Raw genomic sequence first — 19,167 nt, 5'->3', positions numbered from 1 at the left:
GTTCAGCCCTCGGTGGACGCGCCGGGGCGGGTGGTCCATTCGGGGGCGGGTTCGATGGCCTCGGCGGGGGCCTTGCCAGGTTCCAGGCCGGTGCTGGCCGCCGTTTGCAGCGCGCTCAGGCGCATGCCTGGCGCGCACTCGATCTGGCACGACAGCCGGGCCTGCCCCAGCAGTTCCTTTTCCGCGAGCTTGTCGTACTCGGCCAGCGTCATGGCGTCGGGTTCGCCCTCCTGAAAGGACACGCGGCAGGTGGTGCATCTGGCCACGCCGCCGCAACGGTGTAGGATGTCCACGCCGCCGCGCTCCAGCGCCAGCACCAGCCGCTCTCCCGCGTGCGCCGCGACGTCTGCGAAGCCTTCTACCTGCACCGTGATGTGCTGGGGGATGTTCTGGGTCATGCCGAACAGCATGGCACAGCCCAGGCGTCGGTCGAGCGGAAGCGGGAGACGGTTGAAAGTCAGCTCTATGAGAGCGCCGACTGGCAAAAGCGGTTCACCAGGCGCTTCCCCGGCGTCGGTTGCCTTTTCCCAGCCGATGCGCCTTCAGCCTCCACCCGGACAGCACGACGCCCCCGGTCCTGCCTAGGATGAGAAAAACCTGCGCTGCGACGCTCATTTTTGCGTTAACGCCATTTGCGATGGTTTAACGTTCGGCGCGGTAAGCTCGCTCGTCTCGACCTTGCCTTGCTGGTGGCCGTGCCCCGCGTGACCGCCGCCTCCAGAGCGACAAACCCACCCTAAAATCCCCGACAAAAGGAACCTACCTCTGATGCCCAAAACCTCTGTTCGTCCGCTGCTGTCGTCCCGCCTGCCCGTACTGGGCCTCGTCCTGACTGGGTTACTCGCCGCCTGTAATGGCCCAGAGTCGACGCCCATCACGCCCCCCATTACGCCCCCCACCACGCCTCCCACCACGCCCCCCACCACGCCCCCCATCACGCCCCCCACCAAACTGCCTATCGACGGCCTGAAGATCAACTTTCAGCCTGCCGCTTCGGCAGCGCCTGCGGGTTACACCGCCGATACCGGCGCGGCCTTCAACAACACGCGCGGCTATGGCTGGGTCACCCAGGCTGCTGCCCACACACCGCTGGACGTCAGCGTGAATGCGCGTGACCGCAAGCTGAGCGCTGTGGAAGCGCGCCTGAACACCTTCATTCACATGCAGTACGACGCCAACGCCAGCGGAACTGCCGAGCGCACCGCCGCCGCCTGGGAATACAAGCTCAACAATGGCACCTACACCGTGACCGTCAGTACCGGCGACGCCAGCAACTCGCTGGACAGCACGCACGCCCTGAACATCGAGGGCGAGGTGGCCATCGCGCCGTACATGCCTGCCAGCACCAACAAATTCCGCTCGGTCACCCGGCGCGTGCCGGTCACGGATGGCCGTCTGACCATCGACGCCATCGGCGGTACGAACACCAAGATCAATTACGTGATTATTGCGCCCGGCAACGTTCCCAGCGCGCGTGACATCAGTCCCGAAGACGGACAGACCATGGTGGACCTCAACGAATCGGTGACCGTCGACGTGAACCTGCCCGGCGGTGCCATCAAGCTGGACTCGGTGACCTCGAACGCTGCTTACCTGACCGAACAGGGCAGCGCGGTGAAGATTCCGGCTACCATCACCACTTCGGGTGGGGGGGACGCGATCATCGTCAAGCCCCTGACAGCCCTGAAGGCGCTGACGCCCTACACCTTCCAGATCACGGGCGCGCTCAAGGACGTGTCGGGCAACAGCTTCGTGCCCGTCCACACCACCTTTGTCACCGGCTCGGCCTCTACCAGCGGCGGCACGGTGGCCTTCACCCAGGTGCCGCAGAGCAACGTCCCCAGCTTCCCGTACACCTCCGTGGAAATCGGGCCGGACGGCAAACTGTACGCCTCTACCCTGACCGGCGAGATCCTGCGCTTCGGCATGCAGGCCGACGGCACGCTGGGTACGCCTCAGATCATCAAATCCGTCCAGGCGGCCAACAATGGTCCGCGCACCATCATCGGGCTGAAGTTTGACCCGGCCAGCACGGCGGACAACCTGATCTTGTGGATCAGCAACAACTACTTCTGGGCTGGGAGTGGTCAGGCCCCCGAGTGGAGCGGCAAGATCACGCGCCTGAGCGGCCAGAATCTGGAAACTGTGCAGGATTACGTGACGGGCCTGCCCCGCTCGATCCGCGACCACGAGACCAACTCCATTGCCTTCAAGCCCGGTGAAAACGGCGCGCTGTACGTTTTGCAGGGCAGCGACAGCTCGACCGGTGCGCCCGATCCCGTGTGGGGCAACCGCCCGGAAAAGCTGCTGAATGCGGCGCTGCTGCGGGTGGACGTGTCCAGGATCGTTCCAGGCTCACCCGTGAACGTCAAGACCAGTGAGGGCGGCACCTACGATCCCTACGCTCCTGGCGCGCCGGTCACGCTGTACGCCACCGGCATCCGCAACGCCTATGACATGGTCTGGGCCAAGAACGGTTCGCTGTACGTACCCACCAACGGCGCGGCGGCCAGTGGCAACACGCCCAGCACGCCTGACCCCCTGCCTGCCAGTTGCACCAACCGGCCCGACGGGGTCTACACCGGCCCAGCAGTGATTGGGAAAGACAGCGTCGGCACGCAGAACGACTATCTGTTCCGCGTCCAGAAAAACAAGTATTACGGCCACCCCAACCCAGAGCGCTGCGAGTGGGTCATGAACGGCGGCAACCCCACGGACGGCAAGGACCCCGCCGAGGTCATCGAGTATGCCGTGGGCACCAAGCCAGACCGCAACTGGGGCGGCTTCGCCTACGACTTCGGCGCGCATGCCTCGGCCAACGGCGTGATCGAGGAATACACGACCGCTGGCAACTCGCTGCTCAAGAACCGCCTGCTGGTGGTGCGCTACAGCAAGGGCAAAGACATCATCGTGCTGACGCCGGGCGCGAACGGCGACATTGTGGATGCCCAGCCGGGGATTTCTGGCCTGACCAACTTTAACCCCAGCCCGCTGGACCTGACCGAGGACCGCAGCAACGGCAACCTGTACGTGGCCCAGCTCGATGAGAAGACCGGCATGGGAACCATTTTGCTGGTCAGGCCCCAGTAAGTCGGTCCAGACAGAGTTTGTTGTAGATCTCCCTTCCCACCCAGTCCTGCTCCAGGGCGGCGCGTGGAGGTCCGGTTCTGTCCGGCCTCCCGCGCCGCCCCTGTGTTTTTTTCCGCTGCCCCAGCATCTGCCCCCGGAGGTTTGCATGAATCGCCCTACCCTGTTGTTCGCGGCCCTGTTGTGCGGCCAAAGCCTGCTTAGCGTCTCTGCCCTGAGTCTGCCGCCCATTCAAGCCTCCATCGTCCAGACGTCAGCCACCCTGAGCGAGCTGCGCCCCAGCCGCATCTGGCAGGTCAGCCGGACCTACGCCGGGGCGCTGGCCTACAGCCCGGACGGCGAGTGGCTGGTCACCGGCAGCGGCGAGGGGCTGATCCAGTGGTGGCCCGTGGGGGGCGGCTCTAGGCAGATGAGGAAGGCGCAGATGGGACAGGCGCAGATAGAGAAGCGTGGCCCCAGCCTGCGCCAGCCGGGAGCGGTCACGGCGCTGGTCTTTAACCCCAGCGGAAGCAGGCTGGCGGCCACCAGTGGGGACGGGCGGGTGCGGGTGTGGGACGCGAACAGCCGTACGCCCCTGCTGACGCTGGACCCGCAGACCTACCACGTCACGGCGCTGGCCTTTAGCCCCGATGGATTGACGCTGGCCACGGCGGGCGGCGACAACAGCGGGCAGGCGAGCGCGGCCAACAGCGTCAAACTGTGGGACCTCGCCACTGGCCGCGTGCAGGGCAGCCTGCGCGGTCACGGCGACGTGGTGACCTCGCTGGCCTTTGACCCGGCGGGCCGGACCCTGGCCAGCGGCAGCCGGGACCGCACGGTGCGGCTGTGGGATGTGGCCCAGCGTCTGCCCCTGCGAACGCTGAGTGGGCACGGGGATTATGTCAGTGCCGTGACCTTCAGCCCGGACGGCACGACGCTCGCCAGCGGCAGTTGGGACAGCACCGTGCGCCTGTGGACTGTGCAGACCGGAGATTTACAGCGTGAACTGCTGTCCCAGGGCGGCCCCGTGGACGCTGTGGCCTTCTCGCCGGAAGGCCAGCGGCTGCTGTCGGGCGCGGAGGACGGACGGGCGCGGCTGTGGAATGCGCAGAGCGGTGAGCTGCTCGCCACCCTGGGCGGCCACAGCGACGGCGTGAAGGCGCTGGCCTTTAGCCCGGACGGCACCGCCGCCGCCGCCGCCGGGGGCCGGGACCGCCGCGTGCTGCTGTGGACGCTGGCCGCCCACCCCCGCTGAGCGTGCCTTCATGGTCCGGACCGGACGGCGGTTCCCGCGCCAGCCGCCGTTAACGTTGCTGTATCGCTTCCCCCGTCACCATTCAATGACCAAGGCCAGGGTTCAGGGGCCGAACGACAGGCGAACGCGGGGATCCCCGCGCCGCCAGTACGTCAGACGATGAGGTTTAAACCAGTGATAAAACGACAGACCGCCGCCCGATTGACCCTGATCTCCGCCCTGCTGGTCCTGTGCGGCTGTTCATCGCTGCCCCCCGGCGGCGCGCTGGCCGTGAAGTCTGGTCCGGTCCAGTCGGACCCACAGGCCCAGCAGCCCATCCGCGCTGCATTCGCGGCCCAGGACACGGCGGTGCAGGCCGATGGCCGCGTCGTGGTGTTTGGCCTCAGCGGCGCGGAGTACGTGTTCTCGCGGTACCTGACCAGCGGCCAGCCCGATCCCAGCTTCGGCGCGGCAGGGGAGGTCCGGCTGCCCCGAACGGTGCAGGGCAGCTTGCCGGAAGTCCTGCGCCTGACCGTGCAGGCCGACGGCAAGTTGCTGGCGCTGGGCGGCCACGCGCTGCTGCGGCTGCTGCCGGACGGGCAGCCTGACCCCGCCTTCGGGCAGGATGGACGGGTCACCGCCGGGCTGCCCGCCGCCCCTCAGGCGTTCTCGGCCCTGCCGGACGGGCGCGTGCTGGTGGCGGGCGGCAGCCGTGACCTGGCGGCAGACCCGGCGGCCCCTGCCTCCAGCGTGGTGCTGGCGCGGCTGCTGCCGGATGGACAGCCGGACCCCACCTTTGGCGCGGGCGGACAGGTGGCCTTGTCGGTGGATGACTCGGCCTCGGCCTACAGCCTGTGGCCGCTGGCGGACGGCGGCGCGCTGGTGGGCGGCACAGCGCTGTCGTTGAAGGGCGGCACGTATAGCCGCTGGGTGGTGACGCGCTTTGGTGCCAGCGGCGTGCCTGACCCCACTTTTGGGGAGCAGGGCGTGGCAACGGTGCGGCAAGACCGGTTTGCGGCCACCCGGCCCAGCAGCCTAGCCGTGGACGTCCTGGGCCGGGTGCTGACTGCCGGATACCTGAGCAGCGGGGTCTGCACCCTGGCGCGGCTGCTGCCGACGGGTAAGAGCGATCCGGCCTGGGCCTACGAGAACACCAGTGCCCTGCGCGTCCTGCCGGACGGGAGCGCGCCGGGCAGTGGCGGCGCGGCGGACCGGGGACCCGGCGTCTCGCTGGCGCTGCTGCCCGGCAATCGGGCGGTGCTGGGCGGCTGCGCGCAGTTCGTCCCCGACGCTTCTGGCCAGGAGCAGGCGCAGCCGGGGCTGGCCCGCCTGGGTGCAGACGGCTCGCCGGACCCCACCTTTGGCAGCGAGGGCTTTCAAACCGTGCCCGACAGCGCCCAGATCGGGACCACCCCGCAGGGAAAGCTGCTGGCAGGCCTCGATCCGGTGACCGAAATTGAGCCGTGAGGGCAGTTTGCCCGCCGCGTCCTCTCCGCCCGCCGTGACCATCGGCAAATCCGGCACCCACGACCAGAAGGCCCCATGACCAGAAGACCTCAGCAGCAGCAGACCAGGTACCAGCGAGAAGAACTCTCCCGGTCGGTCAACCCAGAACAGCCAAATCGACTCAGGAGAGAGCCATGAACCCATTCACGCCCTGCCCACCAACCCCACCGGCCACCTCGGTGCGCCGCCTCGCCCAGCGCCACACCTCCAACCGCTGGCATCCGGGCCGCTGGACCCTGGCCGCGCTGCTGGCGATGACCACCGGCTGCGCGCAGCCTCAGGGCGGCGAGGCCACGCCTCCGGCAGAACCGCCAGTCACTGCGCCGGTGCCCCCTGCCGCCGCCGTCCTGAGTGCCCAGCCGGATACCCTGGTCTTCAGCGGTACCAGGGACGGCACCGGGGCCGGGGCCAGCGCCGAGCAGACCGTGACCTTCCAGAACAGCAGCGGCGCTTCGGTGACGCTCAAGGGCGTGACCCTCAGCAATGCGGCGGCCTTCGGGCTGGTGTCGCCGCCCACCTTTCCGCTGACGCTGGCCGCCGGAGCGGGCCTGAGCCTGAACGTGCGCCTGTTGCCCGGCACGTCCACAGGCGTGCTGCGCGCGACCCTGCGCGCCGTAGGAGACAGCGCACCTGTCGGAGAGGTGGAGCTGGCTGGTCTGCGGGCCGCTGGTCTGGAGGGTGACAGCGAACCCGCCCTGGCGCAGATCGTGGACGCCCTGGGTTACCGGATCAATGTGGGCAGCAGCGCCCTGATTCTGGGCACGGGCGCTGAGCCTATCGGCGACGAGGTGATGGCCCCGCTGTTCGAGCGCGCCTCGGCAGGCAAGGTGACCCTGCGCCCGGTGGCGCGCTATTCCCCGGACGGCCCCTCGGCGTACGGCACCTTCGTGCTGAACGGCGATACGGCCCGGACCCAGGTGCTGGGAACCATGACCTCCGCCAGTTTCCAGTCCCTGAACCCCCAGCTCGAAGCGGGCAGTCAGACCACTTTCGATCCGGGCAGCGCCCCGTTTGGGATCTATCTGGCCGCCAATGGCTACGCCAAGCAGACCACCTTTAGCCTGGACCGCCTGAACACCGGCCCCACCCGCCACGCCGTGCGCGCCTATCCCCTCAAGGACCGCGCTGGCAAGGCTGTGCCGAACAGCTACCTGCTGGGCTTTGAGCCGTCGGCGAACGGCGATTACCAGGACGCCGTGTTCGTGCTGGAAAATGTTCGCCCGGTGACGGGCGCAGCGGCCCTGGCGGTCAAGTGGCTGCCGCGCACCAACGCCCCCACGACGCTTTACGAAGGTCAGGGCGCGGCGGTGAACGGCGAACTGTACGTTTTCGGCGGCTTCGACAGGAATGTCAACGACAAGCCCACCGCCACGCGGGCCGCCTCCGCCTACAACCCGGCCACGGACCGCTGGCGGAAGCTGCGCGACATCCCCGATTTCGTGACCCACGCGGGTGTGGCGGTCGACGGGCAGAACATCTACCTGGCTGGCGGGTTTCTGGGCAATCATCCCGGTCCCCAGACCAACCATGTCTGGAAGTACAGCGTGGCAACCGACACCTGGGCGGCCATGCCCCCGCTTCCGCAGGCGCGCGGCGGCGGCGGGCTGGCGCGGGTGGGCCGGGAACTGCACTATTTCGGCGGCGTGGTGCGAAACGAGGGCGGCGGCTACGAGGACGACCACGGCGACCACTGGGTGTTGAATCTGGACCGCGTGGGCCAGGGGGAGGGCTGGCGCGGGGCTGCACCTTTGCCCAATCCGCGCAACCACCTGGCAGGCGTGACCCTGAATGGGCTGGTCTATGCCGTGGGCGGTCAGCATCTGGGCGATGAGGAGAACGGCGATCTGAGCGATGTCCATGTCTACGATCCCAGCCGCGACGCCTGGCGTTCCGTCAGCCCATTGCCGCTGCCGCTGGGCCATACCACCGCCTCCACGGTGGTCTGGAATGGCCGCCTGGTGGTGGCGGGGGGCGTGACGCTGGGCAGCCGCGAGGTCGCCAACGTCTCCGAATACGACCCGGCGACCGATCGCTGGACGGCCCTGACGCCGCTGCCCGGTCCCCGCCAGTCCCCGGTGGCTGGCGTGATCGACGGCCAGTTGGTGGTGACCGGCGGCTCGACGGCTGACGGTCCCACCGCCTCCACCTGGGTCAGCCAGCGCTGAGCAGGGGCGGCTGAGCGCCGGCTGCGGTTGCCGTCCCCACTCAGCCGGAAGGCCCTCCGGCCTCCCTCCCCTGTACTGCCTGCTCTGCGCTGCGGGGCTGGTGTTCTGTCGACTCGGGACTACTCAGGACTGTGCAGAGGCAGAGGCCAGTGCTGGTTACCACGCCGCGATGTGGCCGTCCGTGCGGCTCTCGGTACCGCCCTCCAGCACGCCGGTTTCACTGTTGCGCCAGATGATCTGGCCGCGTCCGAAAGAACCCGAATCGAGCTGCACGCTCACGCGGTGGCCGCGCGCTGCCAGCTTGCGGGCCAGGTCCGCACCCAGCCCTGCTTCCACCTCCACCCCCAGCCCCGAGAGCCACTGCCAGCGCGGAGCGTCCAGTGCGGCCTGCGGATTCATGCCGTAGCGCACGGTGTTCAGGACGACTTGCAGGTGGCCCTGCGGCTGCATGAAGCCGCCCATCACGCCGAAGGGGCCGACAGGGGTGCCGTCGCCCCGGGTCAGGAAGCCGGGAATAATCGTGTGGTACGGGCGTTTGCCGGGAGCCAGAGCGTTGGGATGGCCGGGTTCCAGGTTGAAGTTGTGGCCCCGGTTGTGTAGCCCGATCCCAGTTCCAGGCACCACCACGCCGCTGCCGAAGCCCATGTAATTGCTCTGGATCAGGCTGACCATCTGGCCCTCGTCGTCTGCCGTCGCCAGGTAGACCGTGCCGCCGCTGCTGGGCGCGGCGGTGGCGGGATCGTGGGCCGTGTCCGACAGAACGCCCCGGTGCGTCTGCGTATTGGCCTCAGAGAGCAGATGCTTCACGTCCACCGCGCTGTGCCGCATGTCGGCAACAAATTGATGCGCGTCGTGGAAGCCGCGTTTCAGGGCCTCGATCTGGCGGTGCAGGCCGTCCGGGTCATCGCGCCTATCGGGGAGCGGCTGGCCCTCTAGGATATTCAGCGCGATCAGCGCGGCGATGCCCTGACCATTCGGCGGAATCTCGTGAACGCGGTGGCCGCCGTATTCGACGGAAATGGGCGTGACCCACTCGCTCTGATGCGCCGCCAGATCCTCGGCCCGCAGCAGACCGCCGGTGGCCCGCGCGTGGGCGTCGATCTGCGCGGCCAGCTCGCCCGTGTAAAACGACTCGCCGTCACTCTGCGCGATCTGCTCCAGTGTGCGGGCTTGATGCTCACTGCGCCACAGCATGCCGGGAGCGGGCGCAAAGCCGTCGGGGGCGAAGGTGCGGAACCACTCGTCCATGATGGGCAGCTTCAGTCCCCGGTAAACCTGGATCGCCCGCGCCCAGCCTGCCGCCAGCACCGGCGACAGCGGGTAGCCTTCCCGCGCGTAGCGAATGGCCGGGGCCAGCACCTGCGCGAAGTCCAGCCGTCCGTGTGCGCGGTGCAAATCGGCCCAGCCGCGCACGCCGCCGGGAACGGTCACGGGGGTCCAGCCGTGGCGGGGCATCTCACCCCTGTGCCCGGCAATGCCGTGCCGCTCCTGCACGGCGTCCAGCGACAGGGCGGCGGGCGCTGCGCCGCTGGCGTTCAGGCCGTGCAACTTGCCCCCGGCCCACACCAGGGCGAACAGGTCGCCGCCGATGCCGTTGGCGGTGGGTTCCACCACCGTCAGTGCGGCGGCGGTGGCCAGGGCGGCGTCCACGGCGTTGCCGCCCGCTTGCAGGATGCTCAGGCCCGCCTGCGCGGCCAGTGGCTGTCCGGTGGCCACCATGCCGCGTGAGGCGTAGACGGGACGGCGCACCACCGGCGATTCGCTCTGATAGGACATATGCCCCAGAGGGTAGCAGGGAAATGAGGGGTGTTCCTCCAGATCAGATTGGCGCGCCCGAATGGTCCGCCCCGTCCGGTGGCCAGGCCCCCAGAGAGTCCCCCAGCGAGTCCACCAGCGCCGCCGTGAAGGCCCGGATCAGCGGCAATCCGGCGCGGTGCGGCAACGCGGCCACGGCCATCGTCCGGGTCAGCGGCTTGGGCAGGGGGACCAGCACCAGTCCGTCCGGCACTGGCAGCAGCGCCAGCCGGGGCATCACCGTGACCCCCAGGCCGTGCCGGATCATGCCCAGGATCACGCTGTCCTGATCAAGCTCGGTGGCCCTGGACGTGTCGATGCCCAGGCCGTGGAGGTAGGTTTCGATGCGCTGGTGGCAGGCGTCGCCCCTGGGCGAGAGGAGCAGCGGCGAGGTTGCCAGTTCCTCCACGGTGACCGGATGCGGGCCGCGCGACTCCGGGGCGATAAACAGATAGTCGTCTTGCAGCAGGAAGGTCAGGCGCAGGCCCAGCGCCTCGGTGCTCTCAACGAAAGCGATATCGGCCTGTCCGCTCCGCACCTGCTGTTCCCCGGCCTGGCCCCTGTGCCGGTCCCCGTCCAGCACTCTGACCGTCACCGCCGGATGCTGCCGCCGGAAGGCCGCCAGCACGGGCGGCAGCAGGTGGGCGGCCGCCGAACGGAAGGATGACACCCGCAGCACGCCTGACAATTCGCCGTCGTCCTGGGCCGCCAGCAGCACGTCCCCGGCGGCCTGCACGGCTGCGCGGGCGTGGGCCACCGCGCGCAGTCCGGCGGGGGTGGGCACGGTGCCCCTGGCGCTGCGGCGCAGCAGCGGGCGGCCTGTCAGGTCTTCGAGTTTGCCCACCGCCTCGCTCAATGACGACTGGGAGGCGTTTAACTCCGCCGCTGCCTCGCCAAACCCGCCCGCGTCCACCACGGCAATCAGCGCCCGCAACTGCGCCAGCGTGGGCTGGGCGTGGGTGGACAGGAATCTGGAGGCGGCCATATTGCATTGTAGGGCCGCGCGCCGGAACCCACCCATCGGGAAAACCGATTTCTGTTGTGCGGCGTGTGGCACGCAACCGATGTCCAAAATCGTCTGTAAAGCGCAAGCTGGGTGCAGGAGGTCCACCATGACCCTGAATACCCGCCTTACCCCCGCCTTTCCCCTTTCCCGGATGCAGGCCCCCCAGTCGCTGCGGTCCGTGCGCCCCGCCGACGAGCTGTTCGGCGGCCTCGTGCTGGAAGCGGTGCGGCCCACAGGACCGCAGGATCTTCCCGTTCTGCCCCACTGGGAACTGCGCGCGTGGCCGGTGGCGCGGCTGGGCGACGTGACGCTGGAGGCCCGGCCCCTGCTGCCCTGGCTCGGCCCGGACGATCTGCGCGCCGCTCTCCGGGAAGTGGGCTGGACGCCGCTGGGGCCGGTGCGGGGGCGGCGGGGGTAGGTCCCCGTAGAGCTGTGAGGCAGAGGGTTGGGGGCCGGATGAGCGGCAAGCTGGAAGGCGAACCCCTCAGTCTGCTTTGCAGCCAGTTCCCCTTTAGGAGAGCCAAGAGGCGCAATTGATCGTGCCACGCAGGAATCTCCTTGCCTCCCTTCTGAGGGGAGATGGCCCGAAGGGCCGGAGGGGTCAAACCGAATCGGCAGCTCCAGAACCTGTCACTGCCATCTCCTTTCCCCGGCCTAGAAAATCCTGGGGTTCGGCTCGATATCCAGCGTGTTCTCAAAATCCGTCTCGTCGGCCCAGACCTTCATGTGGGTCAGGGTGGCGCTGCCGAAGGTGGTGGAAAAGGCCACATCGCTGGCGTCGCGGCCCTGCGCGATCAGCACGCGGCCCACGCGCGGCTTATTGTGGCGGGCGTCGAAAGTGCGCCACTGGCCGTCCAGGTACGCCTCGAACCACGCGTGAAAGTCCATCGGCACGGGGTCCGGCACGATGTCGATATCGGGCATGTAACCGCAGACATAGCGGGCGGGGATGTTCAGCGCCCGGCAAAAGGCCACGCCCATGTGCGCGAAGTCGCGGCATACCGCGCGGCGGCTGTCCAGCGCCTGCTTGGCACTGGTGGAGCTGTTCGAGCCGTAGCCGTAGGCGCACTCGTCGAACAGAAAGTCGCTGATGGCCTGCACCTGCGCCCAGCCCCCGGTGATATGCCCGAAACGGTCCCACGCCTCGGCGCTGACCATGTCGCTGTCCACGTAGCGGCTGGGCAGCAGGTACTGGATGGTCTCGTCGGGCAGCTTCTCCACCATCGTCTTTCGCAGGTGGGGCAGCACCGGGTCCGGGTGGCGCGTGATCTCCGCGATCAGGTCATGCCCGATGGTAAAGGTGCCGGGCTGCGCCACCGTGCGCCAGACCGTGTTGCCGTGGCCGTCGGTATAGGTGTGGATGCCTGAAGCAGCGCCCAGGGGCCGCGCGTCGATGATGCGCTGACGGGTGCCGGTGGGCTGGAGGCGGTCGGCGGGCTGCACCACGAACAGCATGGGGGTGGGGAACGGCACTTCAAAGGTCAGCGAGAACCCGGCGCGCACCCGAACGGGACGGTCAATGGCGGTGTCCGCTGTTGTGGAAGTGCTGTCTTGAGAAGTACCGGCGACCTGTGTCATTCACCGTAGTCTGAGGCATTTTGAAAAACTGAATGTGTGAAGTCTACTCAGTGGCCCGCATATGCCGTGAACATGCGGGCGCGTTAGCCTGAGCAGCATGAACCGCCTTGCTACCGAATCCAGCCCGTATCTGCGCCAGCACGCCGACAACCCGGTGGACTGGCAGCCCTGGGGCGAGGCCGCCTTCGCCGAGGCGCGGGAGCGCGGCGTGCCGCTGCTGCTGTCGGTGGGCTATTCCACCTGCCACTGGTGCCATGTGATGGCCCACGAGAGCTTCGAGGACACGGTGACGGCAGCCTTTATGAATGGGCATTTCGTGAACGTCAAGGTGGACCGTGAGGAGCGCCCCGACGTGGACGCGGTGTACATGGCCGCCACCCAGGCCATGACCGGGCAGGGTGGCTGGCCCATGACGGTGTTCCTGACCCCCGACGCCGAGCCGTTCTACGCCGGAACGTATTTCCCGCCGCGCGACGGCCCCGGCCTGCCCAGCTTCATGCGCGTGATGGCCAGTGTGGTCAACGCCTGGGACACGGACCGCGAGAAAATCACCGCGAACGCCCAGGCCCTCAGCGCCCACGTCCGCGAGGCCAGCGGGCCGCGCCCGGCAGAGGGGGACCTCCCCGCCGACTTTCTGGAACGCGGTGTGGCGAACCTGCGCCGCGTGCACGACGCCGTGCAGGGCGGCTTTGGCGGCGCGCCCAAATTCCCCGCGCCCACCACCCTCGATTTCCTGCTGACCCGTGTGGAGGGCCGCAGCATGGCCCTCCGTACCCTGCGCCGGATGGGCCACGGCGGCATCTACGATCAACTGGGCGGAGGTTTTCACCGCTACAGCGTGGACGCGCAGTGGCGTGTGCCGCACTTCGAGAAGATGCTGTATGACAACGCCCAGCTCGCGCGCACGCTGCTGCGCGCCTACCAGGTGAGCGGCGACGCCGAATTCGCCCGCCTGGCCTGCGAGACCCTGGCCTACCTGGAGCGCGAGATGCTGCACGGGGGCGGCGGCTTTTACAGCGCTCAGGACGCCGATACGGGAGGCGTGGAGGGCCTGACCTTCACCTGGACCCCGGACGAGGTGCGCGCCGTGCTGGGCGAGGGCGAGGACGCCGCGCTGCTGCTGAATCATCTGGGTATCACCGACGAGGGCAACTTTCTGGACCCCCACCGCCCCGAACACGGGCGGCGCTCGGTACCGTTTCTGGCGACTTCTGTGGCCGATCTGGCGGCCCTGCATGCCGACAGCGAGGAGCGCATCGGCATGCACCTGGCGGGCCTGAAAAACCGCCTGCACGCCGCCCGCCAGAACCGCGATCAACCCGGCACCGACGACAAGGTGCTGACCTCCTGGAACGGGCTGGCGCTGGCCGCCTTCGCGGACGCCGCCCGCATTTTGCAGGAGCCGCATTATCTGGAAATCGCCCGCCGCAACGCCGACTTCATCCGCGCCGAATTGCGCCTGCCAGACGGCACCCTGCGCCACACCTGGGGCGGTGGTCAGGCGAAGGTGGAGGGCCTGCTCGAAGACCACGCCCTGTACGCCCTGGGTCTGGTGGCGCTGTTTCAGGCGGGCGGCGATACCGCTCATCTCAACTGGGCGCGCGAATTATGGGACGTGGTGCGCCGCGATTTCTGGAATGACGACGCGGGCGTGTTCATGGCCTCCGGTGGGCGGGCCGAGACGCTGCTGACGCGTCAGGCCCCCGGCTTCGACAGCGCGGTGCTGTCCGACAACGCGGCGGCGGCGCTGCTGGCGCTGTGGATGGACCGCTATTACGCCCTGCCCGACGCCGAAGAAATGGCCCGCCGCACTGTCCAGAGCTTCCGCGCCGACATGCTGGCCGCCAGCGGGGGCTTCGGCGGTTTGTGGGGGGTGGCGGCGTTCCTGGCCGCACCGCATTCCGAGGTTGCCATCATCGGCACGCCCGACGAGCGCCGGGAATTGGAAGCGGTGGCCGCCGAGATCTCACTGCCCTTCACGGCGCTGACTTTTACTGAAGCGGGCGGCGATCTCCCCGTCTTGCAGGACCGTCCGGGTGGTGGTCAGGCTTACGTGTGTCTGGGCCGCGCCTGCGACCTGCCCACATCGGATGCGGCGCAGTTCAGGCGGCAACTGGAGGAACTGGCGAAGGGGACGGGCTGAGCGCCCCTTAAATCAGAAGATCAGAATCCTCCGTACCCCCCGTCCTCCTCCTCACTCCGTGTGCCGTCGGCGGGGTTGCCGGTGTCTTGCAAGGTGATCAGCTCGTTCTGGCGCACGAAGGCCTCCATAAAGCGGCGCATGACCATCATCTGGCTACGGTGGGCCCTGAGGGCGCTCAGCTTGCGGTCTTCGTCTTCCTGCTCCAGATCGGCGCGCTGCCAGGGCAGGTGAAAGCCGCGCGGCGAGATCAGCAGCGGAAAGCCCTCGTGCAGTCCCTTGGGCACCGGCCACTCCAACCCGCCATGCACGATCCAGTAACGCGCGCGCGAGGTCCAGCCGCGCGCCCTTAATGCCTCCTGTGTGAACAGGCTGGTGGCGATGTGATCCCTGTGAAAGTCGCTGGTGGAGGGCAGCAGCACCACGTCCGGCTTGACCTTATCCAGCACGCTGTCCAGATCGCGGCGCAGGTTGGCCGCCCTGTAGACCGCGCCGGGCGACAGGGCGCGGGTGTACGGGACGCGCAGCGCGCCGGTATGCGGCGAGCGCACCGGATCGGGGCTGCTCCACATCTTCAGCAGCGCGCCGTCGGGGTAACCCAGAAAGGTCAGGTGATCGGCGGGAACGCCCAGGGCGGCGGCGGCGGCGGCGGCCTCGTCCATGCGGCGGCGTCCCAGCTTCTCGGTGGCGACCAAGCGCGGGCGAAAGGTGCGGTCCAGCAGCGCGCCGTCCAGCTCGAAGCCGTCGCCGCTGGTCACCCACACCACGTACACCTGCGCCCCCGCCCGCACCGCTCCGGCGATCATGCCGCCGCAGCACAGGCTCTCGTCGTCCGGGTGCGGGCTGACCATCAAGACCGTTTGCCCGGCGCGGATGGGCGGCAGTTCGGGCAGGGCGCGCACGGCGGCGACGGCGCGCGGGTACAGCACCACCAGCGCCGAGCCGGCGTTGATGGCGTAGGCCAGCGCCAGCGCGACCAGCAGCGCGCCCAGCACCCAGTCCCGCCGCCGACTGCCGAAACGCCGCCCGCCCAACCCCCGTCCGATCAGCCGCCGCATGGGTCCAGCTTAGCGGCCCAGTTCGCGCACCCCGTCCGGCGAGGCGACAAAGGCGCGCTCGGCCATGCCCAGGAACAGCCCGGTGTCCACCACGCCCAGCGTGCCCTTGAGCTGACGTTCCAGCGCGGCGATGTCCCCGCCCACGGCCAACTGCGCGTCATAGATGTAATTGCCATTGTCGGTCACGTAGGGCTGCGCGCCAGGCTGCCGGAGCCGCCCGCCGGGAACGATCTGCCGCAAGCGCTCGATGGTGCTGAGGAAACCGAAACGCGCGATCTCGATGGGCAGCGGGGCCTTCTCGCCGATCTGAGCGACGATCTTGCTGTGGTCCGCGATGATGATCAGCCGCCGCGCCTGAATCTCGGTCAGCTTCTCGCGCAGCAGCGCGCCGCCCAGCCCCTTGATCAGATCGAGGTTGGGGGCGATCTCGTCCGCGCCGTCGATGGCAATGTCCAGCGGGCGCGGGTCCAGAGCTTCCACGGTGATGCCCACCTCGCGGGCCAAAGCCTCGCTGGCCTCGCTGGTGGCGACGCCCACGATGCCCGTCAATTCCCCGGCCTTTACTTTGCGCCCGATCTCCTCGGTGGCGTATTTGGCGGTGCTGCCCGTGCCCAGGCCCACCCGCATCCCGCTTTCGATCAGGCCGACGGCACGCAGGGCCGCCTCCCTCTTCAGCGGCTCCAGATCCACTGCATGGGGGTCAGCCACGCCCGGCCTGATCCTTCTCGATGGCCGCCGCCACCGCGTCCGCGTGGCCGTCCACCGACACGGCCAGCCAGCTCTTGACCAGTGTGCCGTCCGGGCCGATTAAAAAGGTCTGGCGCTTGATGCCCTCGGTGACCTTGCCGTACATGTTCTTGGGGCCATATGAGCCGATGCTTTTCAGGAACGCGGCGTCCGGGTCACTGAGCAGCGGAAAGGGCAGACTGTGTTTCTCGGCAAACTGGCTGTGGCTCTCGGCATCGTCCGCGCTGACGCCCACGATGGCCGCGCCCAGCGCCTTGAGGGGCGCGCTGTCGCGGAAATCGCAGGCTTCTTTTGTGCAGCCGGGGGTGTCGTCCTTGGGGTAGACGTACAGCACCAGATACTTGCCCGCAAAGTCACTGAGGCCGTGTTGCTGGCCGGAGGCGTCGTTGAGGGTGAAGGCTGGAAAGGGCTGGCCGGACTGGGGGACGGGGGCAGGGTCTGTCATGCGTTCAGGGTAACGCGGTAGCGGCCCCGGTTGCGCCCGGTTGCTGGACGCCGCCTGAGCGTGAAGGAAGGCGCGCACGAGCTGGTTCCTGGCCTATGGGCTGCAAGGTCACGGGGGTTGACACTCCCAGCCATCATCGAGTGCCAGAACGAGACCGACACAGCGCGCGAGGGGAGCGGTCCGCAGGAACGGCACGCCGGTCTTGAACTGCATGTGCACGGTCAACTCGGCAGGCTGTGGGCGGGCGGATTGTGGTGGCTGCATCCCTCCAGAACATCGCCTGTGGTCGTTCCTGTCGAAAGACCGAAGCCCAGCCCTGATTACTGCTGTCTCAGACAGTAAAAAACTGTAGTTGTCAGTTGCTGAACCGTGGAAGTACCCTACCGCTCGACTGTTCCGGTGACCTTTGCCCGTACGCCCCGCAGCCTGATCCTGAACATTCACAACTCCCCCAACCCGGCCTACACTCTGAGGCATGACCACTGCGACCCTGACCCTGGCTGACCGTCTGCGTAAGCAGTTTCCCCCGCTGGCGGCGGGCCGCGCGTACCTGGACAACGCGGCGGGCGGGCTGCTGCCCCTGCGCGCCGTAGAGGCCATCACTGCCCACCTGATGCGCTACGGCGCAACCAACGCCATGCCCGGACACCAGCCAGGCGCGGAGATTCTGGCCCTCAAGCACCGCGCGCGGGGGGCCACCGCCCTGTTCCTGAACGCCCAGCCAGAGGACGTGGCGCTGGCGCAGAGTGCCACCGCGTTGGCCTTCCGCCTGTCCGCCGCCTTTGCCCGGTTGTGGGGGCCAGGGGACGAGGTGATCGTATCGGGCCTGGAACACGAGGCCAACGCCAGCCCCTGGCGCGAACTGGAGCGCGCCGGGGTGACCGTAAAGGTCTGGCACGCCCGCAAGCCGGAGATGCGCCTGCACGCCGACGATCTGGCCGGGCTGCTGCCCGGCAGAACCCGACTGGTGTCGGTCGCGGCGGCCAGCAATGCGCTGGGCGTGACCGTGGACATTCCCGCCGTGACTGCCCAGGTGCGCGCGGCGGGGGCCTGGTGCGTGGTGGACGCCGTTCACGCCGCCCCGCACACCTTGCCGGACGTGGCGGCGTGGGGTGCGGACTTCGTGATGTTCAGCCCCTACAAGGTCTTCGGACCGCATCTGGGGGCGCTGTGGATCAAACCTGAACACCGCCCGAACCTGCCCTGGCCCAAGCTGAGCTTCGTGCCGGACGGCGACATCACCGGCATCGAACACGGCACGCCGCAGTACGAGCTGCTGGCCGGATGGCTGGGAACGCTGGACTACCTGCGCGAACTGGGCGGTTCGCCGGAGCTGACGCGCGCCGCGCTGGTGTCGGCCTACGCCCGGATTGCCCAACTGGAAGGGCCGGTGGCCGAGCGCCTGATTTTGGGCCTGGCAGGCAGGGAAAACGTCACGCTGTACGGCCCGCAGGACATGACGGGCCGGGTGGGAACGGCGGCGTTCCGCGTGGACGGCCAGACTCCGGACCAGACCGCCGCCCGCCTGACCGCCGCCGGGGTGGACGTGGCGGCAGGCCACTTCTACGCCGTGCAGCCCCTCAAGGATCTGGGGCTTTACCCGGAAGGCGTCGTGCGCGTCAGCATCGCGCATTACACGAGCGTGGACGATGTGGAGCGGCTGCTGGCAAGGATTTAGAGCGGCATGGATGAATAGATCGGCGTTTCTATCTTCACGCTCAGGCCCAGCGCCTCATCCTCGGCCCTTTCCGCGTCGGTGTCACCCCAGGCGTCCAGTTGCATATGCACTGCACCTGCCGCCCGCGCCGCCTGACAGACCGAGAGCAGCAGCGCCCGTCTCAGCCCCGTGTGCCGGAGGTCAGGCCGCACGCCAGGCGTACCCAGCGAGAGAGTATCGCCGTCCAGCCAGGCGCGGCACAGGCCCGCTGAAAGCCCTGAAGCGTCGTACGCCAGCCGTCCCAGCGTTTCGTTCGAGCCGCCGTAACCCGGGTGTGCGGCCTCGTCGTCAACGCGCGTGTGGCCGAGGCGGTCTGATACTGACTCCGATTAATTCCTTGACAAGGGCCACCAATGGAAGAGGGTCTGCTGGGAGATGAGATCTGGCTGGGTTTCCAACCAGGCGCATTGCTGGCCCAGCGTCTGAGTGAAGTCATCCATCGTGTCGAACCAGCGATTGGCCACTGTGTCGTCCGTCAGGTCCCACATGCGCTCCACGGGTTGCAACTCGGGTGAGTAAGGGGGCAGGGTGATGATCTGGACACCTGGTGGCTGTCCCTCCTCTGGAGGGACATGGAAACCCGCTCCGTCCTCTACCACCAGAACATGGTGATCTTCACTCGCGCCCACACTGTGGGCAAAAGCCGCCATCACCAGTGTATACGCTCGCTTGGAGACCTCCGGCATCAGCCAGAATCGACTCTCACCCGTT

The 19,167-nt window shown here is 68.2% G+C and carries 16 protein-coding genes; 7 read left to right on the top strand and 9 right to left on the bottom strand.

Features of this window, described 5'->3' with window-relative positions:
• Positions 1–2: 2 nt before the first annotated feature.
• On the bottom strand, positions 3–398 hold the full coding sequence (locus Q322_RS0111370; RefSeq protein WP_029478033.1) for a 2Fe-2S iron-sulfur cluster-binding protein: 396 nt from the start codon (positions 396–398) through the stop codon (positions 3–5).
• 370 nt (positions 399–768) lie between these two features.
• Between Q322_RS0111370 and Q322_RS0111365 the strand changes: the two genes are divergently transcribed.
• The 4 genes from Q322_RS0111365 to Q322_RS0111350 all read left to right on the top strand — a co-directional run bounded on the left by Q322_RS0111365 (position 769) and on the right by Q322_RS0111350 (position 7,971).
• Positions 769–3,090, top strand: coding sequence for a PQQ-dependent sugar dehydrogenase (locus Q322_RS0111365; protein WP_051668467.1), 2,322 nt, complete (start codon positions 769–771; stop codon positions 3,088–3,090).
• 145 nt (positions 3,091–3,235) lie between these two features.
• Positions 3,236–4,321: a WD40 repeat domain-containing protein gene (locus Q322_RS0111360; RefSeq protein ID WP_051668466.1), complete on the top strand. Its 1,086-nt coding sequence runs from the start codon at positions 3,236–3,238 to the stop codon at positions 4,319–4,321.
• 174 nt (positions 4,322–4,495) lie between these two features.
• Positions 4,496–5,767 carry a delta-60 repeat domain-containing protein gene (locus Q322_RS0111355; RefSeq protein WP_034418394.1) on the top strand — a complete coding sequence of 424 codons (1,272 nt, stop codon included), beginning with the start codon at positions 4,496–4,498 and terminating at the stop codon, positions 5,765–5,767.
• Positions 5,768–5,940: 173 nt separating this feature from the next.
• Complete coding sequence (locus tag Q322_RS0111350; protein ID WP_051668465.1) at positions 5,941–7,971, top strand: Kelch repeat-containing protein; 2,031 nt, start codon at positions 5,941–5,943, stop codon at positions 7,969–7,971.
• 156 nt (positions 7,972–8,127) lie between these two features.
• On the opposite strand, the gene Q322_RS0111345 is transcribed toward Q322_RS0111350, so the two are convergent.
• Positions 8,128–9,747, bottom strand: coding sequence for a gamma-glutamyltransferase family protein (locus Q322_RS0111345; RefSeq protein ID WP_029478028.1), 1,620 nt, complete (start codon positions 9,745–9,747; stop codon positions 8,128–8,130).
• Between the two features lie 43 nt (positions 9,748–9,790).
• Positions 9,791–10,750, bottom strand: a complete 960-nt coding sequence (locus Q322_RS0111340) for a LysR family transcriptional regulator (RefSeq protein ID WP_051668464.1) — start codon at positions 10,748–10,750, stop codon at positions 9,791–9,793.
• 127 nt (positions 10,751–10,877) lie between these two features.
• Here Q322_RS0111340 and Q322_RS0111335 point away from each other — a divergent pair, with 127 nt between their 5' ends.
• Positions 10,878–11,189: a hypothetical protein gene (locus Q322_RS0111335; protein ID WP_245593234.1), complete on the top strand. Its 312-nt coding sequence runs from the start codon at positions 10,878–10,880 to the stop codon at positions 11,187–11,189.
• 236 nt (positions 11,190–11,425) lie between these two features.
• Here the strand turns inward: Q322_RS0111335 and Q322_RS0111330 are convergent, their stop codons facing one another.
• The gene (locus tag Q322_RS0111330; RefSeq protein ID WP_029478025.1) at positions 11,426–12,349 is read right to left on the bottom strand and encodes a transglutaminase-like domain-containing protein; all 924 of its coding nucleotides are present in this window, start codon (positions 12,347–12,349) and stop codon (positions 11,426–11,428) included.
• A gap of 97 nt (positions 12,350–12,446) precedes the next feature.
• Here Q322_RS0111330 and Q322_RS0111325 point away from each other — a divergent pair, with 97 nt between their 5' ends.
• Positions 12,447–14,492, top strand: a complete 2,046-nt coding sequence (locus Q322_RS0111325; protein ID WP_029478024.1) for a thioredoxin domain-containing protein — start codon at positions 12,447–12,449, stop codon at positions 14,490–14,492.
• Positions 14,493–14,512: 20 nt separating this feature from the next.
• On the opposite strand, the gene Q322_RS0111320 is transcribed toward Q322_RS0111325, so the two are convergent.
• From Q322_RS0111320 to prxQ, 3 genes are read right to left on the bottom strand one after another with little or no spacing between them, the layout of a single operon-like run.
• A complete protein-coding gene (locus Q322_RS0111320) occupies positions 14,513–15,547 on the bottom strand; it encodes a PIG-L deacetylase family protein (protein ID WP_084147946.1) in 1,035 nt (344 codons plus the stop codon).
• Between the two features lie 9 nt (positions 15,548–15,556).
• On the bottom strand, positions 15,557–16,237 hold the full coding sequence (gene rpiA, locus Q322_RS0111315; RefSeq protein ID WP_029478022.1) for a ribose 5-phosphate isomerase A: 681 nt from the start codon (positions 16,235–16,237) through the stop codon (positions 15,557–15,559).
• 10 nt (positions 16,238–16,247) lie between these two features.
• On the bottom strand, positions 16,248–16,739 hold the full coding sequence (gene prxQ / locus Q322_RS0111310; RefSeq protein ID WP_029478021.1) for a thioredoxin-dependent peroxiredoxin PrxQ: 492 nt from the start codon (positions 16,737–16,739) through the stop codon (positions 16,248–16,250).
• Positions 16,740–17,214: 475 nt separating this feature from the next.
• On the opposite strand from prxQ, the gene Q322_RS0111305 reads away from it, so the two are divergent.
• A complete protein-coding gene (locus Q322_RS0111305) occupies positions 17,215–18,417 on the top strand; it encodes a cysteine desulfurase-like protein (RefSeq protein WP_029478020.1) in 1,203 nt (400 codons plus the stop codon).
• Here Q322_RS0111305 and Q322_RS23360 read toward each other — a convergent pair.
• Both Q322_RS23360 and Q322_RS0111295 read right to left on the bottom strand, forming a co-directional pair.
• Entirely contained in the window at positions 18,414–18,608 is a 195-nt protein-coding gene (locus Q322_RS23360) for a hypothetical protein (protein ID WP_156953014.1), read from the bottom strand. The two genes, Q322_RS0111305 and Q322_RS23360, sit on opposite strands and share 4 nt — an antisense overlap.
• A 177-nt stretch (positions 18,609–18,785) precedes the next feature.
• Positions 18,786–19,167 (bottom strand): transposase (locus Q322_RS0111295; protein WP_029478019.1); only part of this gene is annotated, 382 nt, incomplete at its 5' end.

Source organism: Deinococcus frigens DSM 12807 (assembly GCF_000701425.1).
Taxonomy (GTDB): Bacteria; Deinococcota; Deinococci; order Deinococcales; family Deinococcaceae; genus Deinococcus; species Deinococcus frigens.
This window is presented reverse-complemented; position numbering and strand designations above follow the sequence as displayed.